This is a genomic window from Alphaproteobacteria bacterium (assembly GCA_030680745.1).
In the GTDB taxonomy this organism is placed as follows: Bacteria; Pseudomonadota; Alphaproteobacteria; order JAUXUR01; family JAUXUR01; genus JAUXUR01.
This window is the reverse complement of the sequence record JAUXUR010000072.1, coordinates 1-15,253: the sequence shown is the minus strand read 5'-3', so window position 1 is coordinate 15,253 and position 15,253 is coordinate 1. Positions and strand designations below refer to the sequence as shown.

The 15,253-nt window shown below is 34.1% G+C and carries 15 protein-coding genes and 2 tRNA genes; 2 read left to right on the top strand and 15 right to left on the bottom strand.

The window, feature by feature from the left end; genetic code table 11:
• The first annotated feature begins 322 nt into the window (after nucleotides 1-322).
• Complete coding sequence (locus tag Q8L85_08180) at nucleotides 323-670, top strand: hypothetical protein (protein ID MDP1724662.1); 348 nt, start codon at nucleotides 323-325, stop codon at nucleotides 668-670.
• Nucleotides 671-726: 56 nt separating this feature from the next.
• Here the strand turns inward: Q8L85_08180 and Q8L85_08175 are convergent, their stop codons facing one another.
• The 9 genes from Q8L85_08175 to Q8L85_08135 all read right to left on the bottom strand — a co-directional run bounded on the left by Q8L85_08175 (nucleotide 727) and on the right by Q8L85_08135 (nucleotide 11,490).
• Nucleotides 727-3,807, bottom strand: a complete 3,081-nt coding sequence (locus Q8L85_08175; GenBank protein ID MDP1724661.1) for a hypothetical protein — start codon at nucleotides 3,805-3,807, stop codon at nucleotides 727-729.
• A gap of 500 nt (nucleotides 3,808-4,307) precedes the next feature.
• A complete protein-coding gene (locus Q8L85_08170; GenBank protein ID MDP1724660.1) occupies nucleotides 4,308-4,748 on the bottom strand; it encodes a hypothetical protein in 441 nt (146 codons plus the stop codon).
• A gap of 20 nt (nucleotides 4,749-4,768) precedes the next feature.
• Nucleotides 4,769-5,167: a hypothetical protein gene (locus Q8L85_08165; GenBank protein MDP1724659.1), complete on the bottom strand. Its 399-nt coding sequence runs from the start codon at nucleotides 5,165-5,167 to the stop codon at nucleotides 4,769-4,771.
• A gap of 271 nt (nucleotides 5,168-5,438) precedes the next feature.
• Nucleotides 5,439-5,978, bottom strand: coding sequence for a hypothetical protein (locus Q8L85_08160; GenBank protein MDP1724658.1), 540 nt, complete (start codon nucleotides 5,976-5,978; stop codon nucleotides 5,439-5,441).
• 165 nt (nucleotides 5,979-6,143) lie between these two features.
• Nucleotides 6,144-7,055, bottom strand: coding sequence for a rhodanese-related sulfurtransferase (locus Q8L85_08155; GenBank protein ID MDP1724657.1), 912 nt, complete (start codon nucleotides 7,053-7,055; stop codon nucleotides 6,144-6,146).
• A gap of 85 nt (nucleotides 7,056-7,140) precedes the next feature.
• The gene (locus Q8L85_08150) at nucleotides 7,141-7,527 is read right to left on the bottom strand and encodes a carboxymuconolactone decarboxylase family protein (GenBank protein ID MDP1724656.1); all 387 of its coding nucleotides are present in this window, start codon (nucleotides 7,525-7,527) and stop codon (nucleotides 7,141-7,143) included.
• Between the two features lie 86 nt (nucleotides 7,528-7,613).
• A complete protein-coding gene (typA, locus tag Q8L85_08145) occupies nucleotides 7,614-9,431 on the bottom strand; it encodes a translational GTPase TypA (GenBank protein MDP1724655.1) in 1,818 nt (605 codons plus the stop codon).
• A 374-nt stretch (nucleotides 9,432-9,805) separates the two neighbouring features.
• Nucleotides 9,806-11,125 (bottom strand): response regulator, encoded by a 1,320-nt coding sequence (locus Q8L85_08140; GenBank protein MDP1724654.1) that lies wholly within the window; start codon nucleotides 11,123-11,125, stop codon nucleotides 9,806-9,808.
• Nucleotides 11,107-11,490, bottom strand: a complete 384-nt coding sequence (locus Q8L85_08135; GenBank protein MDP1724653.1) for a response regulator — start codon at nucleotides 11,488-11,490, stop codon at nucleotides 11,107-11,109. The genes Q8L85_08140 and Q8L85_08135 overlap by 19 nt, the downstream gene beginning before the upstream one ends.
• Nucleotides 11,491-11,702: 212 nt before the next feature.
• On the opposite strand from Q8L85_08135, the gene Q8L85_08130 reads away from it, so the two are divergent.
• A tRNA-Arg gene (locus Q8L85_08130) sits at nucleotides 11,703-11,779 on the top strand.
• A gap of 79 nt (nucleotides 11,780-11,858) precedes the next feature.
• On the opposite strand, the gene Q8L85_08125 is transcribed toward Q8L85_08130, so the two are convergent.
• The 6 genes from Q8L85_08125 to tuf all read right to left on the bottom strand — a co-directional run.
• Nucleotides 11,859-12,626 (bottom strand): hypothetical protein, encoded by a 768-nt coding sequence (locus tag Q8L85_08125; GenBank protein MDP1724652.1) that lies wholly within the window; start codon nucleotides 12,624-12,626, stop codon nucleotides 11,859-11,861.
• A 425-nt stretch (nucleotides 12,627-13,051) separates the two neighbouring features.
• Nucleotides 13,052-13,585: a transcription termination/antitermination protein NusG gene (gene nusG / locus Q8L85_08120; protein MDP1724651.1), complete on the bottom strand. Its 534-nt coding sequence runs from the start codon at nucleotides 13,583-13,585 to the stop codon at nucleotides 13,052-13,054.
• A 14-nt stretch (nucleotides 13,586-13,599) separates the two neighbouring features.
• Entirely contained in the window at nucleotides 13,600-13,794 is a 195-nt protein-coding gene (gene secE / locus Q8L85_08115) for a preprotein translocase subunit SecE (protein ID MDP1724650.1), read from the bottom strand.
• A gap of 233 nt (nucleotides 13,795-14,027) precedes the next feature.
• Nucleotides 14,028-14,588: a hypothetical protein gene (locus tag Q8L85_08110; GenBank protein MDP1724649.1), complete on the bottom strand. Its 561-nt coding sequence runs from the start codon at nucleotides 14,586-14,588 to the stop codon at nucleotides 14,028-14,030.
• Between the two features lie 121 nt (nucleotides 14,589-14,709).
• A tRNA-Trp gene (locus tag Q8L85_08105) sits at nucleotides 14,710-14,785 on the bottom strand.
• A gap of 258 nt (nucleotides 14,786-15,043) precedes the next feature.
• Nucleotides 15,044-15,253: elongation factor Tu (tuf, locus tag Q8L85_08100; GenBank protein ID MDP1724648.1), on the bottom strand; the 210-nt coding region annotated here is incomplete at its 5' end.

Sequence of the window (15,253 nt, the reverse complement as noted above, 5' to 3'; positions counted from 1 at the left end):
TATACAATAGGGTTTATTTTATTTATTTTTATTTAATTGTTTGAGCATGTTAAGATGAATATATTAGAAACTTAAAATTATTATTTGCTTGTTTTAGATTTCTTAAATTGATTTTAATCAGTGTTTTGTTGATTAACTTTTGGGTGAGCCATAGGAGATGGCTTGCAAAATTGAGCGGGCTTGACAAAAATTTTGTGATTGTTTCTGGATTTAAGTTAGGGTTGTTTCTTTCTGTAGATAGCATAAGGCGCCTATTAATTAAAAATTAATTTTTTTGTATGATAATAGTTTTAATGGGATTTTATGTTTTAAGGGGAAAGAAATGAGAAAATTAAATTTGGTTTTTTTTGCAATGTCATCGTTCTTTTTTGTAAATAATGTAAATGCTGCGTGTCCATCGACAATAACACATGATGAAGCAAGGGCAATTGCAAATGGTGAGAAAGATAAATTGACAGATCCTATGTATAAGCATTTTGCCCCAGTGGGTAATATGAAGGATAATGTTGTAAAAAAAGGCACGTCAAGTGCATATACAATGCCTCATCTTACAAATTCGGAAGAGATTCCTGTTCCTGGAGGCGGCGTAAGATTAAAATGTACTTATGGGTATGATGGAAAAATAACAAAAAGAAGTTGGACTTTTCAGATCGATATACCTAAAATATAAATGCAAAACCACAGGCATCCCCTGTGGTTTTTTTAATGACATTGAGTATATGTTTTTTATTGCTGCAATATAGCGCCAATCTTAATGAGGACAGCTAAAGTGCCTTTTTTTGTGATTGCGGATATTTGGCATTGATCATTTAATTCCCATATGCTTTCGTCGTTATTTTCAATAATATTTGCTAATCCATTATATATAGATAGATCGTTACTTAAAATTTCATTTATTTTAAGCTGAACGAATGAAATTAAAAGATCTATATTGTAATTTGCATAAACGTAAAAATGTTCAAGCGCTTTTTGTTTTGTAAGGTTAATGAGCTCGATATAACAAAGGGATGCGTTCATATCAATAGTAATTTTATGTACAGAACCAACAAGATCACCAATTAAATTACGTAAATATAGGCCTTGATGAACTGCTTCATTAATTTCAACTGCCTTATTATTTTCATCGGTATTTTTCAGGTTGCAAATATTGTACATCAATTGATTGGTGCCAGAAAAAAGATTTTCAATATAATTTTGAAGTGTTTCATCTAAAAAATCATATGCTTTATGGGATTCAATTTTAGATGTGTCCACATTCATATGAATATCATTTTCTTTGTTTATTGTTTTGAGTTTTTTATTGGATGGTAATTGGCCATAAGCTTGTAAAACACCACCATCTCGTCCAGCTGGACAGTTCAAAATAGAAACAAATGTTTTTAAAAATGCATCTTCTTGTTCGGATAAAGATTTTTCTGTTGTTTCTGATGGTAAGGATAATAAATGTTTTAGAATACATTTGAATTGGGCGGAAACTTTATGTCCGATAGGACGATTGAGTAAATTTACAAGATATTGTGATCCATCTAATACGTCATATTCGATATTACTAAAACTTTTGCAAGTTGTATTGAGTATAATTTCTTGTAATGTGTTGTTAGAAGAAATTCGGTCTTTCATTGACTTGAATATGGTTTCTAGAATATTTGGCTCTATGTAAGGAATAGAGGTGAAATAAATTTGTTTGTCAGATAATGATTTTAAAAATTCAGGGTTTAAACATAATTGATATGAATAATTTTGATCTTGAAAATCTTTCCAGAAATGCAGTTGTGTTAGATCAATTTTTTCTGTTTTCTTTTGTAATAAATTTTCATGGAGCTTAAAAGGATTTTGAAGGTTGCTCGATTCATTAACTAGAATTTGTGTGCGAATAGCTAGTTGAACGATATCACTTTCTTCAAGAAGACTGGTCTCTGAAAAATGTTCCACAATAAATGCAGATAATATTGAAGCAATATTTTCATTGCTTGATTGCAAACAATCTTGCCAAAAAGATATTAATCTGTTTTTAAGGTTATTGTTAGAATCAATAGATTTTAAATAATTTAATAAAAAAACAATATAAGCTTCTTCATGTTCTTCTAAGTCTTCTTCTCCATCTAAATCACTAAAATTGACTCTACTCATAGCGTCTTGCTGTAGGTCTTCTGGAATAAAGTAAAGAAATTTAATGGCGTTAGAAGCATTATGAAAATCCAATCCATTTTTTAAAAAGTTTGAAAATATGTCGAAATAAAATTCATAATTTTTTTGAAAAATTGTGATTATTTCAGAAAATAAATCACATAAATAAAACAAATCATGTTCGCAATTTAATAATTTTTTATTATTTTTTAATATAGTTGAAATTTCTTTATATTTTTTTGTTTCAATTTTTTTTAATATTTTAATTGTAGAACAAATTTGTACTAAATCCAATTTTTCAATTTTTATTTCTTCTGAAAAGTTTTCTTCTATGCTTGCTAGTATATCTTCACACTCTTTTTTTTCTGTATTTGAAAGTAAATAAATAATATCTGCATAATTATCTGCCTTATTATAATCGTATTTTTCTGCAAAATTTTTGATAATGTTGATATTAGAATCAATATTTTTTTCTTCGATTGTTTTTAGGCTGTTAATTTTTCTTATAAAAGAACTATAGTCAGATCCAGACCAGTTTTTTTCTTCTTCAACTTTTTTAATAAGATTTAGTAGAAAAGAAATTTGTTCATCTTTAACACTCTTCAGTGCCTTGATAATATTATAATAATCTTTTAAATTCCATTTTTTTTGGGAAAAATTTTCTGATATTGTATTTAGTAAAAAACAGCGTCTTTCTTTCTTTATAGTTGAAAGTTCTGCTATTATTTGAATAAAAGATATGTCTATAAGATTCTTAACTCCTTGTTTTTCAATAAATTGTTTTGCTAAATTAAATAAATCAACATATTCTTCTTTTGATATTTCTTTAAGAGCGTTAAACATGTTTTTGCTTGCATCAAGCACATAAGAATAACCTTCTGTTTTAGTCTTATTAAGAGATTCTTCAATTTGAGTCAAAATATCAAAAGATTCTCCATTGCAATTTGAAAGATTTAATAATATGACGCACAACGCGCCTATTCGAAAATTTAAATCAATAGAACAATCTGTTGCAATAGAACCATAAGTATCAATGAGTGCATTTTCATATCCGTTTGGTAGATTTTTGTAAGTATTATTTATTGAAGAAATAATGTTCGCTGCCTTCAATCGGGTTGGACTGAATTCAGAATTTTTTGATAAAAAAACAGAAAAATCTAGAATTTTTTTATGAAATTCATTATATATTTTATATTGAATTAAATAATTTAAAACACTCAATTGAATTTTACAGTCTAGTTCTGAATCAGTTGCAATAAAAATAAAGGCTTCAATAGCTACTTCGTTATGAGATTGCGATAATAAGGGTTTATATTCGCTATTAAATAGAGTGTTTGCAGCCTTTAATCTTTCACTTATATTTGTACGATTTTTTGCTATAGAAAGAAGGGTTTCTTGCATTATTTCACAATAATCTGGATCGTTGAGCAAGGATGTTGATTCAATAAAAAAATCTTCTATCTCAAGAAGTTGATCCAAATTTAAATCAGATGAATCAAGTGCATTGATGATACGTTGTTTTTGTGTAAAATTTCTTTTAGGTGAGGAATTATCTGAATCATGATGATTTCGTTTTGTTAAATATGTTTTTTCGTTTTCTTCATTATTGCTACCAGCAAATAGATTAGATGAAAAAAGAAATGTAGTTAAGAGTAAGAAGGTGAATTTATTTTTATACATAATACATCCTATAAAATAAAAAAGTTAACAATCAAGAAAATTATTTTAATAACTTATTCGTACACATCATAATTTTAATATGTGTTATAATTTGATGCAAAATAACAAATATATTTAAAAATGTAAAGATAAATATAAATTTATATGTTTTATATTGAATCTAATTTTTTTTACTTAGAAATGTAAGTTATTATTTTGGTTATTTTTCTTTAATTAAATAAATTTATATTTATTATTTTAACGATTGAATTATTCTTTAAAATAAAAGATAAAAAAGAAGATGTGTTATTTTTTATCAATCTGCTAATGCCTCTTTAGGAAACTTTAGATTTTGCTATTACGGTAAGCCTCAGACTAAAGCGTATAAAGAAGCAATTGTAACTTTTAAATATGATGCAAATCAATGTGAGTGGTATGTTTAATCTTGTGTATTATTCGTATAAGAATTGCATTAACCCCTATCATGATAGAGGTTAATGCGTCGGCAAGTGATTGTTTTTCTAGAGGAAAGCTAATAATGGTGCCGCAAGTTCTACAATTTTAGGTGCAAAACTTCCTATAAGACCACCAACAGTACTCACAACGCCGATAGCACCTGATGCTGTGCTATCTAATTTGTCGTATTTACCCAATGTTGCGACTTCGCCTTCTTTACCTTGAGAAGGATGTTGTTTAAGTGCTGCAAAAACAGATTTTTTTAAATCATCTTCATTTACATTTGTAAGTTCATTTGATTTTAAAACTTTTACACCACTATCAGTTTTATGATCTTCAACTTTAACGACGAGCCCCTTGTCATCGACTGTAATACGATAAACATCCACTTTTGTAGATGTTACAAGAATTGTATGTTTTGTATCAACAGGTGCTGGTGCATCAGCTGCAAAGGATGTTACAAAAGCACCCAAAACGAGCGTTAAGCTCAAAAAAAGAATACGCATTTATTTTCTCCACTTTAATATTATGGTACGAATCCAAGAATTGTTGATGTGACGATATTGCCAACGGCTTCTCCAAGTGCCGTTTGTGTTTTGGGTGTACCTTTTAGAAAATCTGTAATACCGCTAAAAAGTCCGAGTGTTGTGGCTTCACTTTCTTTTGGCGGTACATAAGATGCAAGTGCTTTATTCCCCAGTTTTTTAAGATCGTCAGCAGGAATTGTGGAATCGACATTTGGCATTAAAATATTGTTGTGTGAAGTGTTAGATCCTGTAACAGCGCCACTTTTATCGAATTTAATGATTGTTGTTTTTACAGAAACTATAGCGCCTGCCATATTTGGGTCAGCGGGTACTTCTGATTGAGCTAAAGGCACAAAAAAAAGTGTCCCGCTTATAAAGGTTAAGATTGTTTTTTTCATTGTGTTCTCCAATTTTCTTTTTTAATTTTTTAGATCTATGGACAATTTATTGGTCTTAGATTTCTTTCGAAACGCATTGTATACTCGATAGGCATTGGAAAGGTGAATTCTACGCCTTGCGCATGTATATCAGGATACATTTCGCTCGTTGTTTCTCGCCTACCCTGAAGTCTATCGACTATACAAATGCAACACATAGATCTGAGTGTCGATGCAATGCAGCAATCAGCCAACATATTAAAGTTTCGAAAGAAGTTTACTCACTTAATATCTATACTGCACCTAAAATACCACTAATGAGGCCACTGCCAATATTCATGATTGTGCTAAGTCCAGCGCCAATAAGGTCACCTATTCCGCCACCACTGCTTGTTGACGCAGGTGCAGCTGAAGGATCTGCTGGTGCTGCTGGAGCTTTGTCTTTTTTCTTGCTGCTACCGCCAAGCGACACTGCACCGTCAATATTGTCATGTGCTTTATTTGCTTCAGGATGTTTAGCAATTGCAGCTTTTGCATGCTCTACAAGCTCAGGATTATTGGCAATTACATTTGTTGTTGCAGGGAAGGGGACAAAGAGAGATACCGTTCCACTATGGTCAATTACAGAAAGGTTCACTTGATTTGTAACAACCAATGATTTTGCATTCGCTTTAAGTTCTTCAGTAAGTGCTGCTATGTCGCCTTTAACGTCTTGACCGGAAGCTGCTTTTTGTTTTATAGAAGCAATTTTGGTATTGACTGTATTTTGATCAAGTGCAAACGAATGTGTTGAAAAAAGTGCAAGGATAGCACCAATTAATATAGTTCTCATTTTTACTTTCCCCATATGGCATTTAAAAGTTTTTATTTGTTAAATGATTTTGGCATAAAGTAAAAATAAAGGCAAATGGTCAGCATGACCGTATTAATCTCTTGGTGTTTTGCGAGTTTTCCTATTAAAAACAATCATAATTCGAAATGAAAATAGATTGGCTGTTTACCTGCTGCCGATATGATTTTTTCCACGGGACTTGGCAAGAACGACTTGGCGATGACGTTCCTCAGCGCTGCGTCTAAATTTTTCAGTTAATTTGTCATGGCATTTGGGGCAATGAATGCCTTCCTTATAAAGTTCGGATTGTTTATCCTCAGGCGAAATAGGCCAACGACATCCATAGCACATTTCAGAAACGCCTTCTTCTAGGCCATGTGCAATAGAGGTGCGATTGTCAAATACAAAGCATTCGCCTTCCCATAAAGAATTTTCAGGTTGCATTTCCTCAAGATATTTAAGAATGCCGCCTTTAAGGTGATAAACTTCTTCATATCCTTTAAGAAGCATATAAGATGATGCTTTTTCACAACGTATGCCGCCTGTACAAAACATAGCAATTTTTTTATTTTTGATTGGGTCTAGGTTTTGGGTTACATAATCTGGAAATTCACGAAAAGTTGCTGTGTTGGGGTTAAGCGCCCCTTTAAATGTACCAATTTCATATTCATAATCATTGCGTGTGTCCAGCAGAACAACTTCGGGATCTTGTAGTAATTCATTCCATTGTTGAGGATTTAAATAAGTGCCAACTTTCGTATTGGGGTCTACTTCTGGAACACCTAAAGTAACAATTTCTTTTTTTAAACGTACTTTTAAGCGATAAAAGGGCATTTTAGAGGCATATGATTCTTTATATTCTAGGTTGTGAAAACGTGTATCTGATTGAAAAAAAACATTTAAAGAATCAATTGCTTCACGTGTGCCGGCAATTGTTCCGTTGATGCCTTCTTCGGCTAGTAATAACGTTCCTTTTATCCCTTGATTGCGACAGAGGTCAAGCAATCTCGGTTGAATTTCCTTATAATCAGGCAAAGAAACAAATTTATATAAAGCAGCAACAGTAAAATTTGACATGTGACATTCCTTTTATGATGGTCTTTTATATCTTTTTTTGATTAAAAAGTAAACAAAACGTTGAATGTTTAAAATCAATACGTAGTTAAGCTGTTTTAAGAGAAATTGCTTCATTTTCCTGGTCTAAAGAATTGAGCATCAAAAGCGCTTCAACACAACGCGGAAAACCAGAATATCCAATCAAAAAGATAATGAGTTCGATGATTTCATCTTTTTTAAAACCAACATTGAGCATGCCTTTTAAATGTGTTTTTAAAGGAAGTCCTGTTGAGCCTTGCCCAATTAAATTTGAAACAGCTGCAATTTCACGGTACTTATCATTTAATCCTGCACGATTATATAAATTTCCATAAGCAAAATTAAGGACATAATCTGCGAAATCAGGTGATGCAGCTTTGAGTTTTTCAATAATAAGATCGCTTTGAGATCCAACGATTTCTTTAAAACGTTTCTTTCCTATTTCAATCGACATCTTTTTATTTTTTGTTAGTTAAGGTTTGCTTCATTATTTTCTACGTACTGCAACTTATTGCAGCACGTAGAGAGTAAAATCGTCAATTATTCCTTAGATCTACTTGCACGTTTACGTGCATTAGGATCAAGGAGCGCTTTACGAATACGAATTGATTTGGGGGTTACTTCAACCAATTCATCGTCTTCAATATAGGCAATCGCTTGTTCCAGTGTAAAGATTTTAGGCGGCGTTAAACGCACAGCTTCATCTTTAGACGTTGTACGAATGTTATTTAATTGCTTACCTTTAAGCGGATTGACTTCAAGATCATTTTCACGTGAATGCTCGCCAATAATCATGCCTTCATACAAATCGGTACCTGGATTAATGAAAAGAAATCCTCGTTCCTCAAGATTCCAAAGTGCATAAGCAACTGACGTTCCAGTCGAATTGGAAATAAGCACACCATTTCTACGGCCTTCAATAGGACCTTTATAAGGGCCATAACCATGGAAGAGACGTGTCATAATACCAGTGCCACGCGTATCCGTCATGAATTCGCCTTGATACCCGATCAACCCACGTGCCGGTGCTAAAAACGATACGCGGGTTTTGCCGCCACCGGAAGGACGCATATCCGTCATTTCGCCTTTGCGCGTACCCATTTTTTCAACAACGACGCCTGTATATTCATCGTCAACGTCGACTTGAATTTCTTCCATAGGCTCTAAACGATGGCCTTTTTCATCCGTTTTGAATAAAACGCGTGGGCGTGAAATGGATAATTCAAATCCTTCACGACGCATGGTTTCAATTAAAACGCCAAGTTGAAGCTCGCCACGTCCAGCTACTTCAAAAGAATCCTTGGATTCGGATTCTTTGACCCAAATCGAAATATTACCTTCAGATTCACGGAACAAACGATCACGAATCATACGCGATGTTACTTTTGTGCCTTCGCGACCCGCATAAGGAGAATCATTAACGGTAAAAGTCATCGCAAGCGTTGGCGGATCTATCGGCTGTGCATGTAATGGTTCTGTTACAATCGCATCGGCAATTGTATCGCCGACGGTTGTAGATGTAAGGCCGGCAACGGCAATAATATCACCGACAACAGCTTCATCAACAGGCAAACGCTCTAATCCACGGAAAGCTAAAATTTTAGTTAAACGTGCTTGCTCAATTTGAGGATTGTCTTTATTAAGACCCTTAATCGGCATATTCATGCGCGCAACACCAGATTGAACGCGACCTGTTAAGATACGGCCCAAATATGGATCAGCTTCTAAAATTGTCACAAGCATCGTGAAAGGAGCATCCATATCACCTTTAACAATAGGTATATGGCTTACAATCGTTTCATACAAAACTTTAAGATCGACCTTAGCATCATTTAAATCTCTAACGGCCCAGCCTTGACGTGCTGATGCATATAGCAATGGAAAATCAAGCTGTTCTTCAGTGGCTTCAAGCGCTACGAAAAGATCAAAAATTTCAGAATATACTTCATCAGGACGTGCGTCAGGACGATCGGCTTTATTGATCACAACAAGAGGCTTAAGGCCTAATTTTAATGCTTTAGCCAACACAAATTTTGTTTGGGGCATTGGGCCTTCTGCAGCGTCAACGAGAACTAAAACACCATCAACCATCGATAATACACGTTCAACTTCACCGCCGAAATCGGCGTGACCGGGTGTATCAACAATATTTAAACGATGATCTTCCCATAAGACCGAGGTACATTTGGCCAAAATGGTGATGCCGCGCTCTTTTTCAAGGGCGTTCGAATCCATTGCGCGTTCCGCAACTTGTTGATTTACACGAAATGTTCCGCTTTGCCTTAAGAGGGCATCCACAAGAGTTGTCTTACCATGATCGACGTGTGCGATAATGGCTAAATTACGAATATCTGACATAGATTGCCTTACTGTATTTTATAAATGTCTACAAACAGTGAATTGTACTACGATTCATGTGATTTGTGAAGAAATAAAAAATATAAAATATAAAATATGAAAACTTAAATAAAAACAAAAATAATATTGTACATTTTAGTAAATACATTGTATTCTAGAATTAGGCGGGATTTCTTGCTTTCAATCTTTTCTTTCATTAGAAGAGAGCAATACCAGCAAACGGGGAAACCCAAGGTTATTGTTTCTGTCTATGGGAAGTCCCGCCTATTTTTAAGCGTCAATCTTTTCAGCTTTATCATCGCTTTCATTTATCCTCCTCTAAATTAACAATCGTCTCCTCCACTAATTTTTTTTTGTAGAAAATATAATAAAAATCAACCTAATGCCTTACGTTTTGAGCCATATTGTACATTTTTTGCTCTATTAATGACATCTTCAGGATTTTTATCTTCTGTGTTTAAAATTCCAGTGCCAATAATCACATCAAAAGATTTAGGAGCAATATGTGAAGAAAATGTTTTTTTAATTCTATCTTCGATACGCAAGGCTACATCTTGTGTAATATTAATATTTGTTTGGGGTAAAATAACTAAGAATGATGAAGAATCATAGCGTACCACAAGATCAAAACTACGTACTGTATTGACCAATAGATCAGCAATTTTCTGCAAAACACTATTGTTTGAATCTGTGTCGTTGATTAAATCAATCAAAAGTATAGAAAAAAATTTTTGTGATTTTTGCATACGATTTAATAATTCATTCATATGCGCAAGGGCATATTCTTTATTGTAAAGACCAGTTTCTTGATCTGTAAAGGCGATGCTCATTGTATTTCTATGATCGCCTAATAGTTTTTGATGATAACGCCAACGTATAATCTGGCCACGGATACGTAAAAAAACTTCATATCCATCTAAAGGTCTTAACAAATAATCATTAATACCGATCTCAAAAAGCTTATTTAAAATGTCATGTTGATCTTCATTGGCTAAAACAAGGATAGGAATACCGCGTATTTTATTTTCAGCACGGATTTGGGCACATAAATCCACTGGGTTTATGTTTTTTATATTAAGATCTAAAATTAAAACATCCCCATGATGCTCTACAAAATGAGACGTTACATCTTCTTTTGAGTGCATTTTATGCCAAATAACATTATCAGGGAGCATTGCTTGTTTTAAATTTGAGATTTCTGCATTGTTTTCTGAAAACAAATAAAGATGTCCCTGGGTTGCATTAAAGTCATCTATGCTTAATTGACCAATGTCACTCATTTTATCTGAAATTTTTGCACGTAAATACCATTGGTCCATTGTCATCTTTAAGCGTATAAGGGAGCGCGTGCGCGATAAAAGAGCCTGGTCATTTATAGGCTTTGATAAAAAATCATCTGCCCCCACACGTAGGCCTTTTATACGGTCTTGTTTATCGGTTAATGCGGTTAACATTAGAACAGGGATATAAGTTGTATTTGGATTAGCTTTTAATTTTTCACACGTTTCATAGCCATCAATGCCGGGCATCATAACGTCTAAAATAATAAGATCTGGTTGTAATTTATCAGCAAGCTTTAAGGCGTCAAATCCATTGGATGCTTTAAAAACTTCATAATGCTCCATTTGTAGCTTTAATTCTAAAATAGCAAGATTAGTTAAAATATCATCAACAATTAAGATGCGAGCTGACATTGTGAAGGACCCATTAATGTTTTTGTTAGTGTCTCCATAAAGTCTAGCACTGAAATCGGCTTTTGAATATATTCTTTTACTAATGGGTTATTTAGGAATGATTCTGAAAAAGATGAAACAATTATAACTTTAAGTTCAGTTAATTTTTTGTTTTCTGTTATTTTTTTAAGAAGTTCGCCACCTGACATTAAAGGCAATTGTAAATCAAGCAAAAGGAGATCAAATTTGTTGTTCTCTAAATATATTAACCCTTCTTCTGCGGTTGAGCATGTTTGGCTTTGGTGACCTGTTAATATGACAAGATCGTGAAACAATTTTTGACACAATGGATTATCGTCAATAATGAGTATTTTTTTTGGCAACATTTTTAAACCTCTGTTCCTAATATAAATCAAGCAATCTCAAGAAAGAAGATGACGTGAAAAAAAAATTAATATATGTTTCAGTTAGTCCAAACGGTTTTAAAATGTGGGTAGAAAGATGAGTGCTGAGACACGTGGAGTGTATCCTTTATACATGAGCATGTCGAATGCCGAAATCTGACGCGCTCCACAGTTTAAAACAGGAGGACTGTATTGCGCCCGTAGCTCAGCTGGATAGAGCGTTGCCCTCCGGAGGCAAAGGCCAGGGGTTCGAATCCTCTCGGGCGCGCCATTAAAAAAAACTCCCAGACCATAAAGATCTGAGAGTTTATTTGTTGTGTTTCTATGCTGACTAATTTCCGAGCTAAAAATTATAATTTTTTTTCTTTAAAGGCTTTTTGGGCTTCTGCATAATTGACTTTGAGTGCTGCAATATATGTTTGAACTTGACCTACAAGCGTTGTTGTATTTGCAATCGCTTCTCTTATTTTAGATACAGTATTTGCATCTAATTCAGGATTTTCAAGTAAAAATGTATTTGCATCACTTATAGTTTCTTGAAGTAGGCGTATGTCAGCTTCATTTGTCTTGATTTCTGTGTCAATTTTAATGAGATCTGCGGTTGTTTTTATGCTGTCATAGACAAGTTTAAGCGCTGCAGGACCTGCCGATTTTGCAGCACCCATTACGCAGGCGCCACCTAAATCCAATGCTGTTCCAACGCCCATGGAAGGAATGCCCATTGCCAATGCAGCAGGTAAAGAAACAATGGTGCCTTTAGCGCAACCTCCAAGACCTTTTAATCCTGTTTTTGCTACTTTTTTCATAATGTCACTCCAAGGCGCATTTTCTCTTACAGCTGTAGCAACTTCTTTGGCTTTTGCACTTAATTCGTGTCCTTTTTCTTTAACTTTATCTTTAACGTCAGATGCTTTATCTTTTACAGCATCTTTTACTTGCCCTCCGACAGATTTAAGACTATCGCGGAGGGATAAGTTTGTCCCAGGAAAAAGTGTTTCTGTTTTATCTTCAGTTGCTTTTTTCAATTCTTGATCTGCATATGATATATTATATGAAAAAGTTAAAGCTGATCCCAATAAGATACTTGAAAGTAAGTTTTTTTTAGTTATTTTGGTCATTTTCTATCTCCCTAACAAACCTATTTGTATTCATTATGGAGGAGAACCCGTTAATAAATGATTAAAAAAAAAGCCAGAAAATTAATTTCTGGCTCCCTGTAAAATTTTAGATACGATATATAAAAAAAGACATTCTACCGGACAAAAATTTAATTTTGAATAGAAACCTACCAAACACTAGCTGTTTCCCTGAACAGGCGAGAAGCAAAGCTTCGAGCACAGATTCAGGGTCCAATTAACAATCATGATCGCAGATCATTACGTTATTTTAATGGTTTTGCCATGCTCTTACGAGCATGAGTTTCGTTTTGGATCCTGAATCTGCGTATGAAGCTTAGCTTCAACGCGTTCAGGAAAACAAAGGTGTGTGGACAAATTTCTAACATGACAATAAAAATTGTCCCGTAGATTGGAAAAACGAAAACTTACTTTAGTTTTTCAACTTGTGAGTAATCAAGCTCGACAGGTGTTGATCGTCCAAAAATAGAGACCGCTACTTTAAGACGTGTGCGCTCTTCGTCAACGTCTTCAACGATACCATTAAAGGATGCAAAGGGACCTTCGGCGACTTTAACTTGTTCGCCCACTTCGAAGATAATTTTGCTACGGGCTTTAGCTGTGCGTTCTTTAGCATTGCTTAAAATGTTCTGAGCTTCAGCATCAGAAATTGGACTTGGTTTGCCCTTACTACCTAAAAATCCACCCACCTTAGGGATTTCTTTAATAAGATGCCAGACAGCGTCATCCATATCCATACGAATCATGACATAACCTGGGAAAAATCGACGTTCTGTTTGAACTTTGACGCCTTTACGAAGCTCTACAACTTCTTCAGAAGGAACAAGAACCTCTGCGATTTTTTCTTGCAAAGAATCTTTTTCGATTTTTTCTAAAATTACCTGTTGTACACGTTTTTCAAAACCTGAATGAACTTGCAAAACATACCAACGTTGCGCCATTTAACTACCTAGTCCTACAATATGTTTAGAATAAATTTAACTGCAAAAGAGAGTCCTTGATCAACAAGTACAAAGAATATTGCAGCAAGTGTTGCCAAAATTAAAACCATCAGCGTCGTTACTAAAGTTTCTTTGCGTGTCGGCCAGGTAACTTTTATTGCTTCTTGCTTAACCTGTTTAAAAAACTTAACGGGACTAATTTTAGCCATAGCATTTACCTTATCTATTTGGTTTGCCTTTTTCAAAAGCGTGCTTAACGTCATTTTATTTTAAGGTACGTCTAGGGATTCTTAACCTTTAACAAACCTAATATGAATCTCATTTTTAGCATCAAAAAGCTTAAAATGCTAGCGAAAATTCATATATTATTTAGATAAAATATTATATGAAGATAATTTTATAAGCGATTCACTTTGATATGAGTCTTAATCTAAGAACAACATTATTTAGTTTTATCGTCTTGAATCAACCTTTTTTGCAATTCAACGAGCATTTTTGTTGCATCTTTTTTGCTCATTTCTGTCATATTTTTTTCGTTGATAATAACTTTTAATAATCTTTCAGCTTCTTTAAAAGCCTCAACTTTATTTGTACGACTAAGCTCCGCTTGGCCATGCACATTCATTTCGACTAACATAAATATCGCTTGAGACTTAACTTTAGGTTTAATATCTTGCGCTGCAAGGGATTTATAGATTTTTTCTGCTTCTTTAAGTCCTGCAATTTTATCTTTTTGTGCAAGCGCTGTTAGACCCAGAAAATGCCTATTTGCCAATAGATACATTGCCCAGAATTTGATATCTATATTTGTATTGGAAATCTGAGAATTAAGGATTTGATCAACCTCTGCATCACTTGTTGATGTGGATTCAACTTGAGTCTTTAATGTTTCTAACGAAGATTCATTTGGTTTTGGCTGAGGGGCAATTAATTCAGGGGTTGCATAAGTATGAATAGGAAGTCCGCAAAGTAATAAAAAAGAAAATAATGAAAGCACGCGCATTTATTTTGTCCTTAGTTAAAAATGACGAAACATGTGAATTGTACTATAAAATTTATTATTATGAAATTATTTTCTGAAATGAGGATAAGATCTTTAGTTATCCTGCCAGAATATCAGATCCTGGCAGGAGCGAGAGGCTTCGAACCCCCAACCCCCGGTTTTGGAGACCGGTGCTCTACCAATTGAGCTACGCTCCTAAGGGGAATGCCCAGCAAAACTAGACACACTTTAAAAGTTAGCTAACTTAACATTAACCAACTATAGTTGATAGACTTAAAATTCATACAAAGCGGAAGATAGTATCAATTCAAGTCTGTTGGCAGATATATCCTCTTTGTTTCAAAGTGTGGGTAGAAAGATGAGCGGTGAAGCACGCGGAGTGTATCTTTTTATACATGAGCATGCTGAATCCCGAAATCTGACGCCCTCCACAATTTGAAACAGAGTGGATATAATTAGGCAATTATTTTTGCAACAACACCGGCGCCGACTGTACGTCCACCTTCGCGAATCGCAAAACGTAAGCCTTCATCCATTGCGATTGGGCAAATCAATTCTACATCAAGTGTTACATTGTCACCAGGCATAACCATTTCCATACCAGATGGTAATGTGCAAACACCGGTCACATCCGTTGTACGGAAGTAGAATTGTGGACGATAATT